Annotated in this window: 12 protein-coding genes; 8 read left to right on the top strand and 4 right to left on the bottom strand. The window is 68.1% G+C overall.

All coding sequences use genetic code 11. The annotated features are described in order from the left end of the window. Nucleotides 1–15: 15 nt before the first annotated feature. Nucleotides 16–1227, bottom strand: coding sequence for a mannose-6-phosphate isomerase, class I (gene manA, locus EDF39_RS08645; protein WP_123942126.1), 1212 nt, complete (start codon nt 1225–1227; stop codon nt 16–18). 135 nt (nt 1228–1362) lie between these two features. Here manA and EDF39_RS08640 point away from each other — a divergent pair, with 135 nt between their 5' ends. After that, entirely contained in the window at nt 1363–2739 is a 1377-nt protein-coding gene (locus tag EDF39_RS08640) for an O-antigen ligase (RefSeq protein ID WP_123942124.1), read from the top strand. 146 nt (nt 2740–2885) lie between these two features. Next, complete coding sequence (locus EDF39_RS08635; RefSeq protein ID WP_055959382.1) at nt 2886–4202, top strand: hypothetical protein; 1317 nt, start codon at nt 2886–2888, stop codon at nt 4200–4202. 192 nt (nt 4203–4394) lie between these two features. Here the strand turns inward: EDF39_RS08635 and EDF39_RS08630 are convergent, their stop codons facing one another. From EDF39_RS08630 to EDF39_RS08620, 3 genes are all read right to left on the bottom strand, one after another. After that, on the bottom strand, nt 4395–6506 hold the full coding sequence (locus EDF39_RS08630; RefSeq protein WP_123942122.1) for a hypothetical protein: 2112 nt from the start codon (nt 6504–6506) through the stop codon (nt 4395–4397). Further along, nucleotides 6503–8584, bottom strand: a complete 2082-nt coding sequence (locus EDF39_RS08625) for a GH25 family lysozyme (protein ID WP_123942120.1) — start codon at nt 8582–8584, stop codon at nt 6503–6505. The genes EDF39_RS08630 and EDF39_RS08625 overlap by 4 nt, the downstream gene beginning before the upstream one ends. Before the next feature lie 265 nt (nt 8585–8849). Continuing rightward, entirely contained in the window at nt 8850–9872 is a 1023-nt protein-coding gene (locus tag EDF39_RS08620) for a glycosyltransferase family 2 protein (protein WP_158613193.1), read from the bottom strand. A 152-nt stretch (nt 9873–10024) separates the two neighbouring features. Between EDF39_RS08620 and EDF39_RS08615 the strand changes: the two genes are divergently transcribed. From EDF39_RS08615 to EDF39_RS08590, 6 genes are all read left to right on the top strand, one after another. Then, nucleotides 10025–12595 (top strand): glycosyltransferase, encoded by a 2571-nt coding sequence (locus EDF39_RS08615; protein WP_123942116.1) that lies wholly within the window; start codon nt 10025–10027, stop codon nt 12593–12595. 114 nt (nt 12596–12709) lie between these two features. Then, nucleotides 12710–13666, top strand: coding sequence for an ABC transporter permease (locus tag EDF39_RS08610; RefSeq protein ID WP_228514183.1), 957 nt, complete (start codon nt 12710–12712; stop codon nt 13664–13666). 15 nt (nt 13667–13681) lie between these two features. Next, nucleotides 13682–14929: an ABC transporter ATP-binding protein gene (locus EDF39_RS08605; RefSeq protein WP_123942113.1), complete on the top strand. Its 1248-nt coding sequence runs from the start codon at nt 13682–13684 to the stop codon at nt 14927–14929. A 4-nt stretch (nt 14930–14933) separates the two neighbouring features. Then, nucleotides 14934–16103: a glycosyltransferase family 1 protein gene (locus EDF39_RS08600; RefSeq protein ID WP_123942111.1), complete on the top strand. Its 1170-nt coding sequence runs from the start codon at nt 14934–14936 to the stop codon at nt 16101–16103. Then, the gene (locus EDF39_RS08595; protein WP_233573018.1) at nt 16100–16981 is read left to right on the top strand and encodes a glycosyltransferase family 2 protein; all 882 of its coding nucleotides are present in this window, start codon (nt 16100–16102) and stop codon (nt 16979–16981) included. The genes EDF39_RS08600 and EDF39_RS08595 overlap by 4 nt, the downstream gene beginning before the upstream one ends. A 51-nt stretch (nt 16982–17032) precedes the next feature. Continuing rightward, nucleotides 17033–18157, top strand: coding sequence for a glycosyltransferase family 2 protein (locus EDF39_RS08590; protein ID WP_123942107.1), 1125 nt, complete (start codon nt 17033–17035; stop codon nt 18155–18157). Nucleotides 18158–18238: the final 81 nt, after the last annotated feature.

The raw sequence follows: 18238 nt of genomic DNA, 5'->3' as shown, positions 1-18238 counted from the left end.
CGACGCCGCGATCCGCTACGCGGCAGTCGCCACGAACGCCTCGCCCGACCCCGTGACGGCGAGGCGCCACTCGTCGGGCGTGACGTAAACCGCTTCGCCGGCTCCGACCTTGATGTTGCCGTCCTGGCCCTTGAGGTGCAGCTCTCCGCTGGTCACGAGCACGATCGACGGCCCGCCGAGCTGGACGACCGCACCCGCCTCACCGGGCTGCACGTGCAGCAGGGCGAACCCGACACCGGTCGGGTCGAAGCGCTCGACGCCAGCGCCGGCCTCGGTGGGCTTCAGGTACGGCAGGGGGAGCTCGTCGAAGTCGAGCACGCGGAGGAGCTCGGGCACGTCGACGTGCTTCGGGGTCAGTCCGCCGCGCAGCACGTTGTCGCTCGGGGCCATGAGCTCGATGCCGAGGCCGCCGAGGTAGGCGTGGATGTTGCCGGCGGGGAGGAAGAGCGCTTCTCCGCGCTGCAGCGTGACCCGGTTGAGGAGGAGCGCGACGACGACGCCCGGATCGCCCGGGTACTCGACGGCGAGGTCGGCGATGGTGTGGATGGTCGCAGACACGGGCACGCCTGACTCCGACTCGTGGGCCACGGCGGCGGTTGCGGCATAACCGACCGCGGCGACGGTGCCGGCAGCGGCCTCACCGTCGAAGAGCCAGGCGACGGTCGCCTCGAGCGACTCGGCGAGGTGGGCGCGGAGCTCGTCGAAGGCGTCAGACCCAGCACCGCCATCAGACGCGCCGGCCCTGGCCAGCACGTCGACGTCGGCGCGGGTCTCGGCGAGCGCTCGGAAGCCGCACAGCGCGTCGAAGGTGTCGCTCAGCGCGAAGATGATCTCGGGCTTCGGAAAGGGATCTTTGTAGTTGCGCTCGCTTGCCTGGAGCGGCACGCCGGCGCGGTTCTCGCGCTCGAAGCCGTCACGAGCCTGCTCCGGGGTCGGGTGGGCCTGGATCGAGAGGGGCTTGGCGGCGGCGAGCACCTTCATCAAGAAGGGGAGTGAGCGGCGCCCGGATCCTAGAGTCCGATCAGGCTGCGCGGCGATCCAGTCGGCCAGCGTGTCGGCTCCGTCGACGACTGCCGGGTTGACGATGACGCTCGGCGAACCGGGGTGGGCTCCGAGCCACAGCTCGGCCTCCGGGCGACCGGACGGCTTGCGGCCGAGCAGCGTCGAGATCGCCGTCGTCGAACCCCACGCGTAGTCGCGCGGAACGTTGGTGATGGCTAGAAACATGGCTTTCCTCTTGTGACTCTCGTGGCGGTGCATCCGCTGGCTCCTCGTCTTCACAGACGCGAGCGTGCCCACCGGGCGGTTCGACCACGGTACCAACGCCGCAGAGGGCGGCGCTGAACGACTAGCCTTACCGCCATGGCCGTCGCTAGCCCACTTCCTCGCGTCGACTCGAGTCTCGCCAAGCCGGCGACCGAGCGGACCGCCTTCGCGACCGCCGCTTTCCTCGTGCTGTTCGGCGGCGATCCGCTGCGTAATTCGATCAACTGGGCCGGCTGGGGTGTCGTCTGCGCGGCGCTCGTGGCGTGGGCGGTCGTAATCCTGGTGCGTCACCCGCCCCGCCTCTCGCGCGTGCCCGCTCTCCTGACTCTCCTGCTGCTGTGGATGGTCGTCTCGCTCGTCTGGTCGGAGTACCGGGTGGGCTCGCTGCTCGGCGTCGGCACCCAGTTGGCGACGACGATCGCGCCCGTCGCCATCGTCGCGACCACGTCGTGGACGGGCATCGTGAAGGCCCTCGGTCGCGCCCTGCGCACGGTCGTCGTGCTCTCGCTGGTGTTCGAGCTCGTCGTCGCGGTGTTCATCCGGCAGCCGTTCTGCCCGATCTACGTCGACTGCACTCCCCCGCACCCCGCCGCGTTCTTCTGGACTCGCGACGCCCTCTTCTCCGGTGGCCAGATCCAGGGGCTACCCGGCAACAGCAACCTCCTGGCGATCTTCGCGCTGTACGCCCTCGTGGTCACCGCCGTCCAGGCGCACGGCCGCGTCATCGACCGGCGCACGGCCTGGTACGGCCTGGCCTCGTCGATCCTCGCCCTCGCCCTGACCCGGTCGTCGACCGTGCTCGCCTGCCTCGCGGTCGTGGCCGTGGTGCTCGGCTTCGCCGTTCTCGCCCGGAGGGTCCCCCTCCGTCGACGCTGGCTCGTCGGCGTCCTGGCTCTCGCGCTTGCCGGGGTGGCGGCGCTCGCCCTCTCGCTCGGCTGGGGGCTCCTCCTCCGCCTGCTCGGCAAGAGCAGCGACCTCACGGGCCGCGGCTACATCTGGTCGAAGGTCTATAAGTTGGCGGTCGAGCACCCGGTCGTGGGCTGGGGCTGGACCGGCTGGTGGCAGCCCTACCTCGAACCGTTTAAGGGTCTCGCCAAGATCAAGGGCGTCGTCTACCTGCAGGCGCACAACGCCTACCTCGACATGTTCTTCCAGCTCGGCTGGATCGGCCTCGCGCTCTTCGTCGGCGTGCTGGTCACGGCCGCGGCGCGCTCGTGGTGGTGGGCGACCGATCGACGCATGCTCGGCGTCGGCAAGCCGGCCCCGTGGAACACCCTCGACCTGCTGCCGCTCCTGCTGCTCTCGATCCTGATCGTGCACGGGATCGGCGAGTCGCGGCTCAACGTCGAGTGGGGTTGGGCGCTGCTCGTGCTGGTCAGCTACGCCACCCGGGTCGACAACTTCCGCTGGTGGACGCGCCCCGGCGAGGCGGTCGTCCCCGCCGATGCCACGGTCGTCCGCGCCGCCGACTGATCCCCTCGTCGTGGCTGAGCCCAGCGGCCGTTGCCGAATTTGAAGGAAAAACCTCGCCCGCGCAACGAGATCATGCGGATCCGGGCCCATCGCCCGCAGAATCTCCTTCGAATTTGCAGGCACGGCGTACCTGAGACAATGAGGGCGTGACCATGCCCGGCTCGACCCGCGACCCCCTGCGTCGCTACCTGTCGGCATGGATCGGCTTCTCCGCCGGCGGATCGTTCAGCCAGGTGCTCACCGTCGCGATCCTGCTGTATGCCCTCGGCATCCACACCGTCCGGGCGCTGATCGGTTGGCCCGGCTCGATCGCGATCCTGGTCACGCTGGTGCTCCTGGCGGGGTTGTCGCTCTTCGGCGCTCGGCACCACATCGAATGGCACGGCATCCTGCCCGTGTCGCTGATGGCACTGTTCGCCTACTTCTTCCTCTCGTCGTTCTGGAGCCAGTACACCTGGGTCACGATCGGCGGCGTCATCTACGCGCTCGCCTTCGGGGCGCTCGGCATGTATCTGGCCTTGGGCCGCGACCTGGTTCAGCTGATCCGGGCCACCGGCGATGCGCTGCGGATCCTGCTGACTGTCTCCTTGTCTCTCGAAGTGCTCTCCGGGATCCTGATCGATCAGCCGATCGCGATCCTCGGTATTCAGGGCAACCTGGCCGAGGGCGGGCCCATTCAGGGCGTGGCCGGCACCCGCAACTACCTGGGGTTCCTGGCGGCGCTCGCTCTCGTGACGTTCGCGGTCGAGTGGTTCACCCGGTCGATCACGCTCGGCGTCGGGGTCGCCTCCGGGGTGCTCGCCCTGTTGACGCTGACGTTCGCCAGCTCGCCGGTGACCTCGATCGCCGTCCTCGCACTGGTGATCGCTGCCATCGCGCTACGGAGCCTCCGGCAGAGCCCGCCGGAGCGCCGCGCACTCTTGCAGGTGATCCTGGCGGTCCTCGTGGTGCTCGGCCTCGTGCTCGCCTACCTCGCGAGGCGGCGGCTCATCTCGGCGATCGGTGCGACCTCCGACCTCGACGTGCGGCTGCAGCTCTGGGCAAAGATCCGCGAGCTCATCTCGCTGCACAGTCTCGTCGGCTGGGGCTTCGCCGGTCAGTGGCCGACCGAGGTCTTCCCGTTCTCGACTCTGACGAACGTGAGCGGCCGTGTCTCCGAGACCGGGCTCGGTGCGTTCTTCGACACCTGGTTCCAGCTCGGGCTCGCCGGTCTCGTCATGCTCCTCGCCGCCGGGGCGCTGGCCTTCACCCGCTCCTGGCTGACCGCTTCGGCGCACCCGATCGTCGCGTACACCTGGCCGGCGCTCGTGCTGCTGCTCATCGCCGTGACCGCGATCGCCGAGAGCTACCCGCTGTTCGAGGGCACACTCATGCTGTTCGTCGCGATCGCGACGATCTCGGCCCGCAAGCGCTCATGGCGGCAGAACCTCGCTGCCAACACAGGATCCAGCCGCACCCGCTGACCCCCGGCGCGACCCGGGCCTGTTGCGCTGCACCATCGCGTCCGGGCAGACCCGCCACAGCGGCACAGACCCGCCACACGGGCACAAACCCGCACAGCCGGCCAAAACCCGCCTCCTAGGCGTGCTGTTTATGCCGAGTATGCGGGTCTGAGCCGAGTATGCGGGTCTGAGCCAATCGAGCGCCCGGCCGCACTACTTGACCACGACCGCCTTGCACCCGAGCTTCGTGTTCGCGCCCTTGTCGGCACCGATGCCGTAGGCGCAGATCGTGTGCTTGCCCTTCGCGAGGGTCTTCGCCAGCGTGTACCCGTGTAGCGCTCCGGGCAGCTTGTAGACGCGCGCCACGTCGGCCCGTGCGACCGACGTCGGCACCCGGTAGCCCTTGCCGTCGATGTAGACGTCGACCTTGATCGAGGTTGCGACCGAGTCGGGGTCGAACGCCCAGCCCTTCGCCGTGACGGCCTTCTTCGACACCGTGACCGAGTCGAGTGCACCCTTCGGCTTGGTGTCGGTCGTCACCGTGCGGCAGGGGGCGATGTGCCCGCTCGTGCCGGCCGTGCCCGCCTGGTTGATCCCGCCGACGCAGAGCGTGTGCGTGCCGGGCTTCACCGTGACGGTGGCCGAGAAGCCGTGCGCGGCCCCGTAGGCCGGGTACGACGTCGCGACACCCGGGCGCGCAGCCGACGCGGTGACCTTGGCGAGACGCGAACCGTCGACCCCGATCGACACGGCGATCGACTTCGCCGTGTCGGCGTCGATGGCCCAGCCCGAGACGGTGATCGTTCGGAGCGTGGTGGTGACCTTCTCGATCGTTCCGCGGGGCGACGACGAAAGGACAGCGACGGTGGTGCAGTCGTCGACGGGGGTGTCGGATCCTCGTCCGGTGTTGACGCCGGTCACGCACACCCGGCGCGCTCCCTCCGTGGCGGGCACGACCGTCGAGAAGCCGTGAAGGGCTCCGACCGCGGGGTGGGCTTTGGCGACGTCGGGGCGCGAGTTGCCCGCGGTGAGCGTGCGCACCGTCTTACCGTCGACGGCGATCCGCGCCCGGATCGACGACGTGGTCTCGGGGTCGGCGACCCATCCGGAGACGAGGATCCCGCCCGGCGCCGCTCGCACCACGTCGACCGCGCCGAAGGGCGAGGGGTCGGCGACCGTGACCGGCGTGCAGGAGACGAGCTTCGCGGCCTTGTTGACGCCGATTGCGGTGACGCAGACGTCGTAGCTGCCGGGGCTCGCCGCCAGGGTCGTCGAGAAACCGTGTTTCGAGCCGGAGTCCGGGTATACCTTGCCGACGTCGGCCCGCACGGCCGAGGCGACGAGCGTCTTCGTCGACGCCCCGTATGCCACCGACACCGAGATCGACGCGGTGCTCGTGCGGTCGAGGGCCCACCCGCTGAGCGTGATCGTTCCGATGCCGCCGACGGCCTTGTCGACGTGCCCGGTCGTGGTCGCCACGGGGGCTGCGGGGGTGCCGCTGGCGGGGGTGCCCGCGGTCGGCGAACCGAACCAGTTCGAGAAGTAGACCCAGAAGTTGCGGTTGCCGTAGGCGGAGCAGCTGTCGCCGGTGCCGGAGAGGTTCGCGAGGGCCGCGGCGTTCGGCGTGTACGGCGTGTAGTAGTAGAGGTTCGCGGTCGCCTGGTTCGCGATCGTCACCTTCTTGGTGCCACAGGGGGAGCTCGGGCTGTAGCGCACGGCGACCGTCGTGCCGGGCGTGTACGTCGTGAACGACTTGGAGGTGCCGGCCGGGTTCGCGTAGCGCTTGAACTGCCAGGCGGCGCGGTAGACCTGGTTGTAGATGCCGGCGTAGGCCGGGTCGCAGCCGCTGCCCGTGTCGGGGCAGGCGTATCCCATTGCGCGATCGATGGCGTAGGTCGAGGGCGCGGTGGAGGTGACGAGCCCCTGCTCCTTCTGCAGCGAGACGAGCAGCACCTCGGGGTTGATGCCGCAGGCGCGGCCGACCTTCGCGATGATGCGCGCGGTGGTCTCGTTCTTCGCGCCCGCGTACGCGGCGCACATGGCGTCGGCGGCGCGGCTGGTGGTCGTCGTCGTCAGGATGTCGAGGCACCGGGTGTTCGAGCAGGTGCCGCTCTTACCGGCGAGGAACGTCTGGATCTGCGCCTCGCTCAGAGCATCCGAGTCGAAGAAGACCGCGTTGCTCACGATGTTTCCGGCATCGAACTGCGAACCGGAGAGCGCCTCGGCGGGGCTCGGCGCCGAGACGAACTGGATGCCGGTGAGCAGCGCCGCCGCCGCACTCGCGGCGACGGCGAGTGCGACGAGGCGTCGTGCGGCGGTGATCATTTCACGGTGACGTAGGCGCACTTCAGCACGGGGTTCTTGCCCTTGCTGGAGTCCATCCCGTACACGCAGACGTGCTTCTTGCCCTTCGGAATCTTCACGGTCGACGAGAATCCGTGCTTCGCCCCGTAGGCCGGGTACTTGCGCCCGACGTCGTTGCGGGTGTTCCCGGCAGCGAAGTAGGAATGAATCTTGCCGACGTGCAGCGCGCCGCGGATCGCCGTCTTGGGAGTGTCGGTGTCGACCATCCAGCCCGACACGGTCACGGTGCCCTTGCCGCCGACGATTTTGTCGACGCTGCCCCGGGGCAGGTTGTTCACTGTGGCGCGGACGCAGGATCCGACGGTCGCGTTCTTCCCGCTGCCCACGTTCACGCCGGTGACGCAGACCTTGGGCGTGCCCTGCGGAACGGTGAGCGTGACGTCGAAACCGTGCTTGCCGCCGTAGGCGGGGTAGGCCGAGGCCACCCCGGAGCGCGCGACGGAGGCGGTGACGGTCTTCGAGACGGAGTTAGCAGCGACCTTGACCTTGATCGATGACGCGGTGCCGCCGTCGAACGACCAGCCCTTGACCCGCACGGTCGTCGGCGTGGTGGTGACGGAGTCGATGACGCCGACCGGGTTGAGGCCCATCGACTTCTTGGTCACGCAGGGCTCGAGCAGGGTGTTGCCGCCCGTGCCGACGTTGATCCCGTAGGCGCACACTTTGTAGCTGGCCTTCGCGACCGGGATGACGGTGTCGTAGCCGTGCGCGGCGCCCCATGACGGATACTGTGCCGCCACGTCGTTCCGGGTCTTGTTCGCCTTGACGGAGACGACCTTGGAGCCTACGTAGATGTGAGTGGTGATGGAACCCTTCCTGTCAGGGTCGAGGGTCCATCCCCGCACCCGGATGCCACCGGGCACGGTGCTGATCTGGTCGACGTTGCCCTTCGGCGAATGAGCGGCCGCAACGAGCGACGACGGGAGCACGAAGCCCTTGAGTGCCGCGGCCGAGCCGTTGAAGACGCTCGAGTCGCCGGCGAACGGACCGGTGGAGGAGTACTGCCAGATGGTCCAGTCGCTCCAGTTGGCCGGCACGGCGAACGGCCCCTGCGACAGCTCGCGGCCGTAGTTCGCGATCATGAGCTTGTTGGCGCTGAACGCCTTGCTTCCGCCGGTGCAGTCTTGCCACCAGTAGTAGCCGGTGTAGATGGCCGGGGTGATGCCCGTCATGCTCTTGACCTTGTCGGAGAAGGCCTTGATCCACGAGATCATCTGACCCTGGCTGAGGCCCCAGCAGCCCGCCTCGAGGTCGAGGAGCGGCGGCAGGGTCTTGCCATCGGCCGACCAGCCACCGCCGTTGTTCACGAAGTAGGCGGCCTGCGCGGCTCCCGAGGTCTCGCCCGGGTGCGCGAAGTGATACGCCCCCGTGTACATGCCCGCCTTGCGCGCGCCGCTGTACTGCGAGCTGAACAGAGAGCTCTTGTAGCTGGTGTTCTCGGTGGCCTTGACGTAGGCGAAGCGGGCGCCCTGCTTGTAGCTGGAGGCCCAGTTGACACTGGTCTGCCAGCCGCTGACGTCCATGCCCTTGATGTTCGACGACGAGGCGCCCGAGACGGACTTCGTCGTCGCGGCCTTCGACTGCACCCGGAACTGCTGGGTCGGCGCGACCTCGGTCTCGGCGAGCGACGAGCCCATCGTGTGGTTGCCGGAGGCGTCTTGAACGGCGAGCGACGGGTCGGTGTCGGCGGCGGAGCCGTCGACCACGTCGGCCGCGTTGGCTTCGGCGTCGGAGGTGGCGCCGCCCGAGGACGGCGCGGCGGGGGCTGCGGTCGGCTCGGTGGTCGAAGCTGGGGTCGGCTCGGCGGTCGCGGCAGCGTCGGCGGTGGTGCCGCCGCTCGCAGCGGCCGGGGCCGTGGCGGCGACACTCGGCGCCGGGGTGGGGGTCGCGGCGACGGCAGCGGTGCCGAGCAGCGCGCCCGAGGCGGCGATGGCGACAGCGGCGGTCACCCCGACCACGGCCCGAAGGGTGGCGCGGCGCGGGGCCGTCATCGTCGGCGGCCGGACGTCGGCGCCGTGGCGCGCGCGGATGTCGCGCACGCGACGGTGGGGTACGTAAGCAAAGGGGTGCCTCCCGAGTGGCATCTGGCTATGGATCGAACCCCGCTGAACCCGCCGCCATCGGCGGTTCCACGCTGATCGTGGACGCCCGAACGTCCGCGTGGAGGGTGCTCACGAGCACTCGACTTCTCCACCGTAAGTCACACGAGTCACATGCACCAGGGCCGGAATGTCCCCCGATAGGGGCGCGATGGGGGACGATTCTTCGGCTCGCACCAAGGTCGCACTCAGGATTCGCCAAGGGTCAGCCGAGCAGGTCCTCTACCTCACGGCGGCGCAAACCGAGGATCCGGTCCGCCCGCCGCTTGCGTCGAGCCCCTGCCACCAGCCCGGGCAGCTCGCGCAGCACCCCGCGCCACGCGTCCCGCGAAAGATAGGCCTGACCGGGAGTAAGCGTGTCTTTTACCAGTCGTGCGAGCGTTCGAAGCACGACTCGAGTGATGAACGTCGCACTCCCGTTCCGCAGCACAACGGCGAGCCGATTGCGGATGCTCTGGTGTCGAATGAGCTCTGAGCCGCTCGACGAACTACCCGCGTGCCGGTGCACGATCCGCGCCTCAGGAGCGAAGCCGATGCGGAGCCCGGCCAGTCGAAATCGCCACGAGACATCGAGGTCTTCGTAATACATGAAGAGGTCGTCGTCAAATCCGCCGACCGCTTCGAGTGCGTCGCGACGGAGAAAGGCCGCTCCGCCCGAGAACCCGAAGGGGTCGGAGCGCGACGAGACGTCGTCGGCCGGCGCGAGCCAGTCACGGTCGTAGCCGTTGCCGTCACGCGTCATCTCGATTCCGGTGCCGTTCATCACGGCGGTGCCGCGCGTCGGATCCTCGGTTCTCGCCCAGAGGGCGCAGTCGAGACCGACGAGCGTGTGCGGGCCCGGCGTACCGGTCGAGGCGAACAGCCCCTCGAGCACCACGGCCGCGCTCACGGCCGCGTAGGTGGGCCCCGCGGCGTCGAGGGCGGCGAGCCCCGCGGCGATGAATCCAGGATCCGGCACGGCGTCGTTGTTGACCAGCACGATCACGTCGCCGGTCGCTGCCGCGATGCCCCGCGCCACTCCCCCGGCAAAGCCCGAGTTCGTGGGCTCTTCGACCACGATCACCTCGGGGTGGGCCCGCCGGATGACGTCGGTGCCGCCCGGCCTCGCCTCGTTCTCGACGAGCACGACCTCGAAGCCGTGCGAGGGAACCTGCCGAGCCAGGGCGTCGAGCGCCCGGAGTGTCAGATCGGGTTGCCGCCAGTTGACCACGATGACGGATGCGCGCATGCGCCAAGTCTGCCCGACATCGAATCTTTCACACGACTGTGAGGTATTCCACAAGCCTGGGGAGGTCGCCACCGACTCGAAAGATCGCATGGCTATAGTGAGACCGCCTCCCGGGGCCGAACCACCTATCGCCAACGTGTTGGAGCATCTCCTTGTCAGTATCCACGTCGAGTGTCGTCTCCGTCGTCATCGTCAATTTCCGAGGCACCGACGACACCCTCGAGTGCGTCGCCCGCCTCAACGATGTCGATTGGCCGACCGACCAGCTCGAGATCGTGATCGTCGAGAACGGCTCCGGCGACGACAGCGAGACCCGTCTCCGCGCCGCCCTCGGCGACCAGAAAAACGTCACGCTGATCGTCTCCCCCGACAACCTCGGGTTCACCGGCGGGTCGAACCTCGGAGCGAAGAAGGCTCGCGGCGAGTTCGTCGCGTTCCTCAACAACGACGCCAAGCCGTCGGTCGATTGGATCCGCGCCGCGCTCGGTCAGTTCGCCGTGAGCCCCAAGGTCGCGGCCGTCGGCTCGAAGGTGCTCGACTGGGAGGGCAAGGCGATCGACTTCGTCCAGGGCAGCCTCACCTGGTTCGGCATGGGCTACAAAGACCGCGTCACCGAAATCGACACCGGCGAGTTCGACACCCCGCGCGACATCCTCTTCGGCACCGGCAGCGCGCTCTTCGTCCGCAAGGCGATCTTCCACGAGGTCGGCGGCTTCGATGAGCGCCTCTTCATGTTCTACGACGACGTCGACCTCGGCTGGCGTCTCAACCTGCTCGGCTACCGGGTGCGCTTCGCCCCCGAGTCAGTCGTCTACCACAAGCACCACGGCTCGATGAAGAGCTTCGGCGAGTACCGCGAGATGTACCTGCTCGAGCGGAACGCCCTGATCCTGCTCTTCAAGAACCTCGACGACAACAGCCTCGCCAAGTTCCTGCCCGGGGCCCTCGCCCTGCTCGCTCGCCGCGCGGTCGCCAAGAGCGGCCTCGACTCCGAGATGTTCGACATCCGCCGGTTCACGGGCGCGGCCGACGAGTTCGAACGCGACACCCCCGTCAATAAAGACACGGTCGCCGGCCTCTTCGCCCTCGACCAGTTCGTGCAAGAGCTCCCGTCGCTCCAGCAGACCCGCGACGAGCTGCAGTCGCAGCGTCAGCGCACCGACGGCGACCTGTTCCGCCTCTTCGGCGACATCTTCAAGCCGCTCTTCTCCGACTCCTACTTCCTTGACGGGCTGCACTCGATCGTCGATGCCTTCGGAATCGTCGAGCACACCCAGCGTCGCCACATCCTGGTGATCACGGGCGATGCCATCGGCGAGAAGATGGCCGGGCCGGCCATGCGCGCCTGGAAGATCTCGGAGGCCCTCTCCGAGCACAGCGACGTCCGCCTCCTCACCTGGAACGTGGCCAACCGCCAGTCCGACAAGTTCGAGGTCGAGCGAGTCCGCCTCCAGAACGAGCGCGAGATGAAGGTCCACGAGGAGTGGGCCGACGTGATCTTCTTCCAGGGTCACGCCCTGCACCACTTCACGACGCTCAAGCACTCCAACAAGATCATGGTCGCCGACCTCTACGACCCGATGCACCTCGAGCAGCTCGAGCAGGGCCGCGAATGGGGTCTCGCCCAGTGGAAGAACCAGGTGCAGTCGTCGACCGACGTGCTCAACGAGCAACTGCTCCGCGGCGACTTCTTCCTCTGCGCCTCCGAGCGGCAGCGCCTGTTCTGGCTCGGCCAGCTCGCGGGTCTCGGCCGGATCAACCCCGAAAACTACGCGGCCGACGAAAACCTCGAGAACCTCATCGCGATCGCCCCCTTCGGCATGGACAGCACGCCGCCGCAGAAGACCCGCAAGGCGATCCGCGGCGTCGTTCCCGGAATCTCCGAGACCGACAAGGTCGTCATCTGGGGCGGCGGAATCTACAACTGGTTCGACACCCAGACCCTGGTGCGGGCCATCGCCCAGCTGGCCGAGCGCCGCCCCGACGTGCGGCTGTTCTTCCTGGGGGTCGCGCACCCGAACCCCGACGTTCCCGAGATGGCGATCGTGTCGAAGACCCGCGAGCTGGCCTCTCAGCTCGGGGTCAGCGGCAAGAACGTCTTCTTCAACGAGCAGTGGGTGGCGCTCGACGACCGCCAGAACTACCTGCTCGAGGCCGATGCCGGCGTCTCGACGCATTACGACCACATCGAGACGACGTTCTCGTTCCGCACCCGCATCCTCGACTACATGTGGGCGAACCTCCCCATCGTCACCACGCGCGGCGATAGCTTCGGCGACCTCGTCGGCGCCGAGGGCATGGGCGTCTCCGTGCCCGAGCGCGACGTCGACGCCCTCGCGAACGCCCTCGAGTCGATGCTCTACGACGACGAGGCGATCGCCGAAGCCCGAAAGAACGTCTCCAGGATCCGCGAGGAGTTCACCTGGGAGCGGGCCCTTGCACCGCTCGTCGAGTTCTGCCGCGACCCCCACGTCGCTCCCGACCGGGCCGCTCTGGTCGGCGAGCCGCTCGGGGCCTCCCGCGGCAGCGTCGTCCGGAGCCCGCGCGGTCGCTCGCCCCAGACCAGCGAAGAGAAGTTCCACGCGATCGCGAACCGCCGGCACGGTGTCGGCCGCGATATCGCTCTCGCTCGCTTCTACCTCACCGACGGTGGCATCGGCGGCCTCCGCACCAAGGTACAGACTCGTCTCGCGACGAGCCGTGCGAGCAAGTACGGCAAGTAGTCTCCAGAAAAGACGACCAACGGCCCCACGCGCCCTCAAGGCGTTTGCCATGCCCCGCCCGATCCAGGAGGCCGGGGTATAGTTTCCAGGTTTTCCAAGGATGAGGTACGAGCCATGACCACCACGACGCCCCCGACGGTGAATTCCGTCACGCAGGCGGCAGCGACGCAGGCGGCCGCGCGCTTCGAGCGACTCAAAGACGAGCCGATGCAGATCGCCGGCCAGCCGATCGGAGCCTTCACCGGTTTCTTCGGCACCATCCGCGATGTGATCGCTCACGGCAGCCTGCTCGACCTGCTGATCCGACGCGACCTGAAGTCTCGGTACAAAGACTCGGCTCTCGGCTTCGTCTGGACCCTGATCCGCCCCATCACGCAGCTCGTCATCTACTTCGTGATCCTGGGTCAGATCCTCGGCGCGGCGAAGGGTATCCCGAACTTCGCCGTCTACGTCTTCTGTGGTCTGACGATCTACAACCTGTTCAGCGAGATTGTGGCCGGTTCGACGGGGTCGATCGTCGCCAATGCCGGCCTGATCAAGAAGGTCTACGTCCCCCGCGAGATCTACCCGCTGGCCAGCATCGGCTCGGCGCTGTTCAACTTCGGCATTCAGCTCGTCGTCCTCCTGGTCGCGACCGTCGTGTTCGGCAAGTTCCCCGCCCATGCTGAGCTGCTCTACTTCTTCCCGTCGACCATTCTGATTCTGATCTACGGCACCGCTCTGGGGCTTCTCCTCTCCGCCGCCAACGTGTACCTGCGCGACATGGGCTACCTCGTCGAGGTCCTGCTCATGCTGCTCATGTGGGGCTCCCCCATCGTCTACGCCTGGTCGGCCGTCGCCACCCGCGCGACTGGTTCAAAGGAGTGGTTGCTGCACATCTACACCGACAACCCGATCACGCTGGCGGTCCTCGGCTTCCACCGCGCCTTCTGGCTCGGCGGCTCCGAGAGCGACTACCCCTCCGACATGCTGATCAAGATGGGCGTCGCGGGCCTCATCGGCCTCGTGCTCGTCTACGTCTTCCACCGGGTCTTCTCGAAGTTGCAGGGCAACTTCGCGCAAGAGCTGTAACCGAACGGACCAGGCATGACCATCGACACCTCCCGGGCCACGGTTCGCAGCACTCGCGGCGAAGCGGACGTTCCCACCGTCGTCACGATCGAGAACGTCTCCAAGAAGTTCGTGATCCGCAAAGACAACAGCCTCAAAGAGCGCATCGTCACTCTCGGGCGGACCGGGCGCCGCAACTCCGAAGAGTTCTGGGCGCTGAAGAACGTCAGTCTGACGATCCCCGCGGGCTCCACGATCGGCCTGCTCGGCCCAAACGGCTCGGGTAAGTCGACCCTGCTCAAGGCGATCGGCGGGATCCTCGAGCCGACGACCGGCACCATCAAACGCCGAGGTCGCCTCGCCGCGCTCCTCGAGCTGGGCGCCGGGTTCCACCCCGACCTGACCGGTCGCGAAAACGTCTTCCTCAACTCGGCCATCCTCGGCATGTCGCGCGAAGAGACCGAGGAGAAGTTCGACGACATCCTGAACTTCGCCGGCATCGGCGACTTCATCGACACGCAGGTGAAGTTCTACTCATCGGGCATGTACGTGCGTCTCGCCTTCGCGGTCGCCATCCACACCGACCCCGACGTGCTCCTCGTCGACGAGGTGCTGGCCGTCGGCGACGAGGCGTTCCAGCGCAAGTGCATGGACAAGATCCACGAGTTCCAAGAGCAGGGTCGCACCATCATCCTGGTCAGCCACTCTCTCGGCCAGGTCCAAGAACTCTGCGACCGGGCAGTCGTACTCGCCAAGGGCGAGGTGCAGTTCGAGGGCACCGCACGCGAGGCCGTCAAGAACTTCCGCGACATTCTTGAAGACCGCCGTGTGGCCGAGGCCACCGCACTCGGCGAAGCTGATGCCGCCATCACCCCGGGCAAGGTGCTGTCCGGCACGATCCGGGCCGAGGGCCGCGCCCCCGGCGAGGACTTCCAACCGGGCGACAACCTGGTGATCACGATGACCTTCAGCCACGAGACCCCTCTCGAGCGCTGGATCTCGGGCTTCAAGATCGAGAACAACCTGGGCCAGCCGGTCTTCGGCACCCACAGCAAGCACCTCGGCATCACGCACGCTCCCCTCCACGGCACGGCGACCGTCGAGTACCGGCTCGACGACATCCAGTTCGGTGGCGGCGCCTTCTTCCTGCACGCCTACTTCGCCGAGCCGAACGGTCTCCACATCGCGATCAAGCGAGAGGCCGCGCGCTTCGTGATGGCCGACGATCCCACCGGCGAGGGCACCGTTCGCGTCGCGGCGTCGATGCGGCAGATCGCCGGTTGAGCCGGTGAGCGACCGCACCGAGTCCGCCGTCCTCCCGGTCCTCCTCGACGCCACGTCGATCCCGCCCAACAAGGGTGGGGTGGCCCGCTACCTCGCGGGTCTGCTCTCGGGGCTGACCGATGCCGGGGCCCGTATCCACGTGGTCGTCAAGGCCGAAGACCTGTCGTGGCTGTCGCCCCAAGCCCCCGACCACGAGTACGTGACGGCACCCGGCATCGCCTCCAATCGGCCGCTCCGACTCCTCTGGGAGCAGCTCGGGCTCCCGCTGCTCGCCCGACGACTGGGCGCCACGACCCTGCACTCGCCGCACTACACGTTTCCACTGGCCTTCATCGGCCGACGCGTGGTGACCGTCCACGACGCCACATTCTTCAGTCGGCCCGCCGACCATTCCGCGGTCAAGCGCGCATTCTTCACGTCGTGGATGCGCCTGGCCCGTCGCCTCGCTGACGTGATCGTGACCCCGAGCCGGGCCACGGCCGACGAGATGGAGCGCTTCGCCGGGCGCGCCCGGGCCACCCGGGTAGCCCTGCACGGCGTCGACCCCGACGTCTTCCACCTCCCGTCGCACGATGAGGTGACGCGGTTCGCCCGACGGCTCGACGCGTCGACCGCGGACGGCTGGATCGCCTTTCTCGGCACGGTCGAACCGCGCAAGAACGTGGCCGCTCTGATTCGGGCCCATGAGAGAGCCCGAAGCATCGACCCCGCGGTTCCGCCGCTCCTGGTCGCGGGAGGCCTCGGCTGGGACGACGAGGCTGCCGCGCTCCTCACTGCGGCCGGAAACACTCCGGGAGCCCCCGTGCGCTACCTCGGCTACCTCGATCTCGACGACCTCGCCGCTTTCCTCGGAGGTGCCAGCTTCGTCGTCTACCCGTCGAGCGCCGAGGGGTTCGGCCTGCCCGTGCTCGAGGCGATGTCGACGGGCGGGGCCGTCCTCACCGCTCCGCGGCTCGCGATCCCCGAGGTCGGGGGCGACGCCGTCGACTACGCCGAACCGACCGTCGACGGGATCGAGCAGGGCATCCTCCGACTCGTTCAGGATCCCGCACGGCGCCGCGAACTGTCGGGTCTCGGTAGCGACCGTGCCAGACTGTTCACATGGAAGGCCTGCGCCGACGAGCATCTCCGGGCCTACGAGAGGCCCGACAAGGCCAAGGGAGCGACACTGTGAGTTCGACCGTGGCGATCGTCACGGTCAGCTTCAACTCCGGCAAGTACCTCGACGAGTTCCTGGCGTCGGCCACTCGAGCCTCAAGCCCTGCTGCGGCCACTCCGGCCGACTCTGTGTCCGCGCCGATCATCGTCGTCGCCGACAACGATTCCCGTGACCCCGACGCCGCCCGTCGCTCCACCGAGGCCGTCGGCGGCGTCTTCCTCGAACTCGGCTCGAACGACGGCTACGGCTCAGCTATCAACCGCGCCGTCGAGACGCTCCCCCGCGAGGTCGACTGGATCCTCATCTCGAACCCCGATGTGATCCTCGGGGAGGGGGCGGTCGACACGCTTCTCGAGGTCGCCCTGAGCGGCGACCGCGTCGGAGCCGTAGGCCCCGGGATCCTCGAGCTCGATGGGCAGTTCTACCCCTCGGCCCGCCGGGTCCCCTCGCTCCGCACCGGTCTCGGCCACGCGCTCTTCGCCAACGTCTGGAAGTCTAATCCCTGGAGCCGGTCGTACCGGAGCGATGGCGACCACGACAACCGCCGCGAGGCCGGCTGGCTGTCGGGGGCGTGCCTGCTCGTGCGGCGCTCGCTCTTCGACTCGCTCGGCGGGTTCGACGAGGGCTACTTCATGTACTTCGAAGATGTCGATCTCGGCTACCGCATCGGCAAGGCCGGATTCACCAACGTCTACGAGCCGCGAGCCCGCGTCACGCACGTCGGGGCGCACTCGACGAGGGAGTCGTCCGATCTCATGCGTCGGGCGCACCACCGCAGCGCCTACCGGTTCCTCGCCTCGAAGTATCGCGCCTGGTATCTCGCGCCTCTCCGGTGGGCCCTCCGGGTGGGCCTCGGCATCCGTGCGAGGATTCACGGGCGCCCGAATCCGTAGGCGAATCGAGCCTGGCGGAGCACCCCGGTGGGCAGGATTCAAGGAGTACCGATGAAACTCGTCGTCACAGCGATGGTCCGTGACGAGATCGACATCATCCGGCAGTGGGTCGACTATCACGTCGCCCAGGGCGCTGATGCGATCATCGTCACCGACAACGGCTCGGTGGATGGCACCAGCGAAGTCCTCGAGGGCTACGCCGAGCGCGGCCTCGTCGACCTGCGTCACGATCCGGTTCAGCGCAAGCAGCAGGGCACCGTCGTGACGGCGATGGCCCGCGAGGCGTTCACGCGCTACGGCGCCGACTGGGTGATCAACGCCGACGCCGACGAGTTCCTGATGCCCGTCGATCGAAGCCGCCGTCTGCACGACGTGTTCTCCGAGATCGATCCGGGTCTCGGATCCTTCACGGCCCCGACGGTGAACCTGGTCGGCTCGGTCGCCGCCTCGGGCGCCGGCCTCGAGCGCCTCGTCTGGCGAGACGGACGCACCAACGAGCAACTCCAGCTGCGCGGCGTCCTGGCGCAGCCGACGCACAACGCGCTCCATGTCGGCAGTGCCGACGTCAACGTCGCCCAGGGCAATCACTTCGTCAGCATCGCTTCTCAGGGCTCTCCGCCGCCCGAGTTGGCCCTCGAGGTGCTGCACCTGCCGTGGCGGTCCTGGGAGCAGCTGCGCAACAAGGTCGAGATCTCCGGTCGGGCCTACGAAGCCAACCCCACCCTCCAGCCGAGCCCGAACCACCACGGCATGCTCGACTACCGCCGCTACCAAGAAGGTTCTCTCTACTATTACTACGCGCTGCGGATGGTCACCGAGGGCGAGGCCGAGACCGGCCCGTTCACTCTCGACCGCAGCCTGCCCGAGTTCTTCGCCTCGCACGGGCTGACGGGCGACTACCCGGCCGACGTCGGCGCGTCCGACGACGAGACTCGTAGTGCCGCGGAGGTCGGGGGGCTCCTCACCACGCGTGATCGTGACACCGAGGCGCTGCGCGTCGAAGTGGAGGCCATTGGCGCAGCAGCGGCCGCCCGCGTCTCCGCACTCGAGGGCCATGCCCTCGGCCTCGAAAGAGAACTCATCAGGATCCGCGACGAACTCGCTCGAACGAAGGCGCGTCGCGTGGTGAAACTCGCTGATTCCCTGGGCGATCGGGCTCGGCGTTTCCGTTCGTAAGCCGCATGTAAACTCCTCGGGGTTTACATCGCCCCATGAGGCTCGCCCCGCCAGCCTCGTCCCGGCACCACTCGAAGCCGC

Source organism: Frondihabitans sp. PhB161 (assembly GCF_003814635.1).
In the GTDB taxonomy this organism is placed as follows: domain Bacteria; phylum Actinomycetota; class Actinomycetes; order Actinomycetales; family Microbacteriaceae; genus Frondihabitans.
The sequence above is the reverse complement of the archived record's forward strand: the minus strand, read 5'-3'. Positions and strand labels throughout refer to the sequence as shown.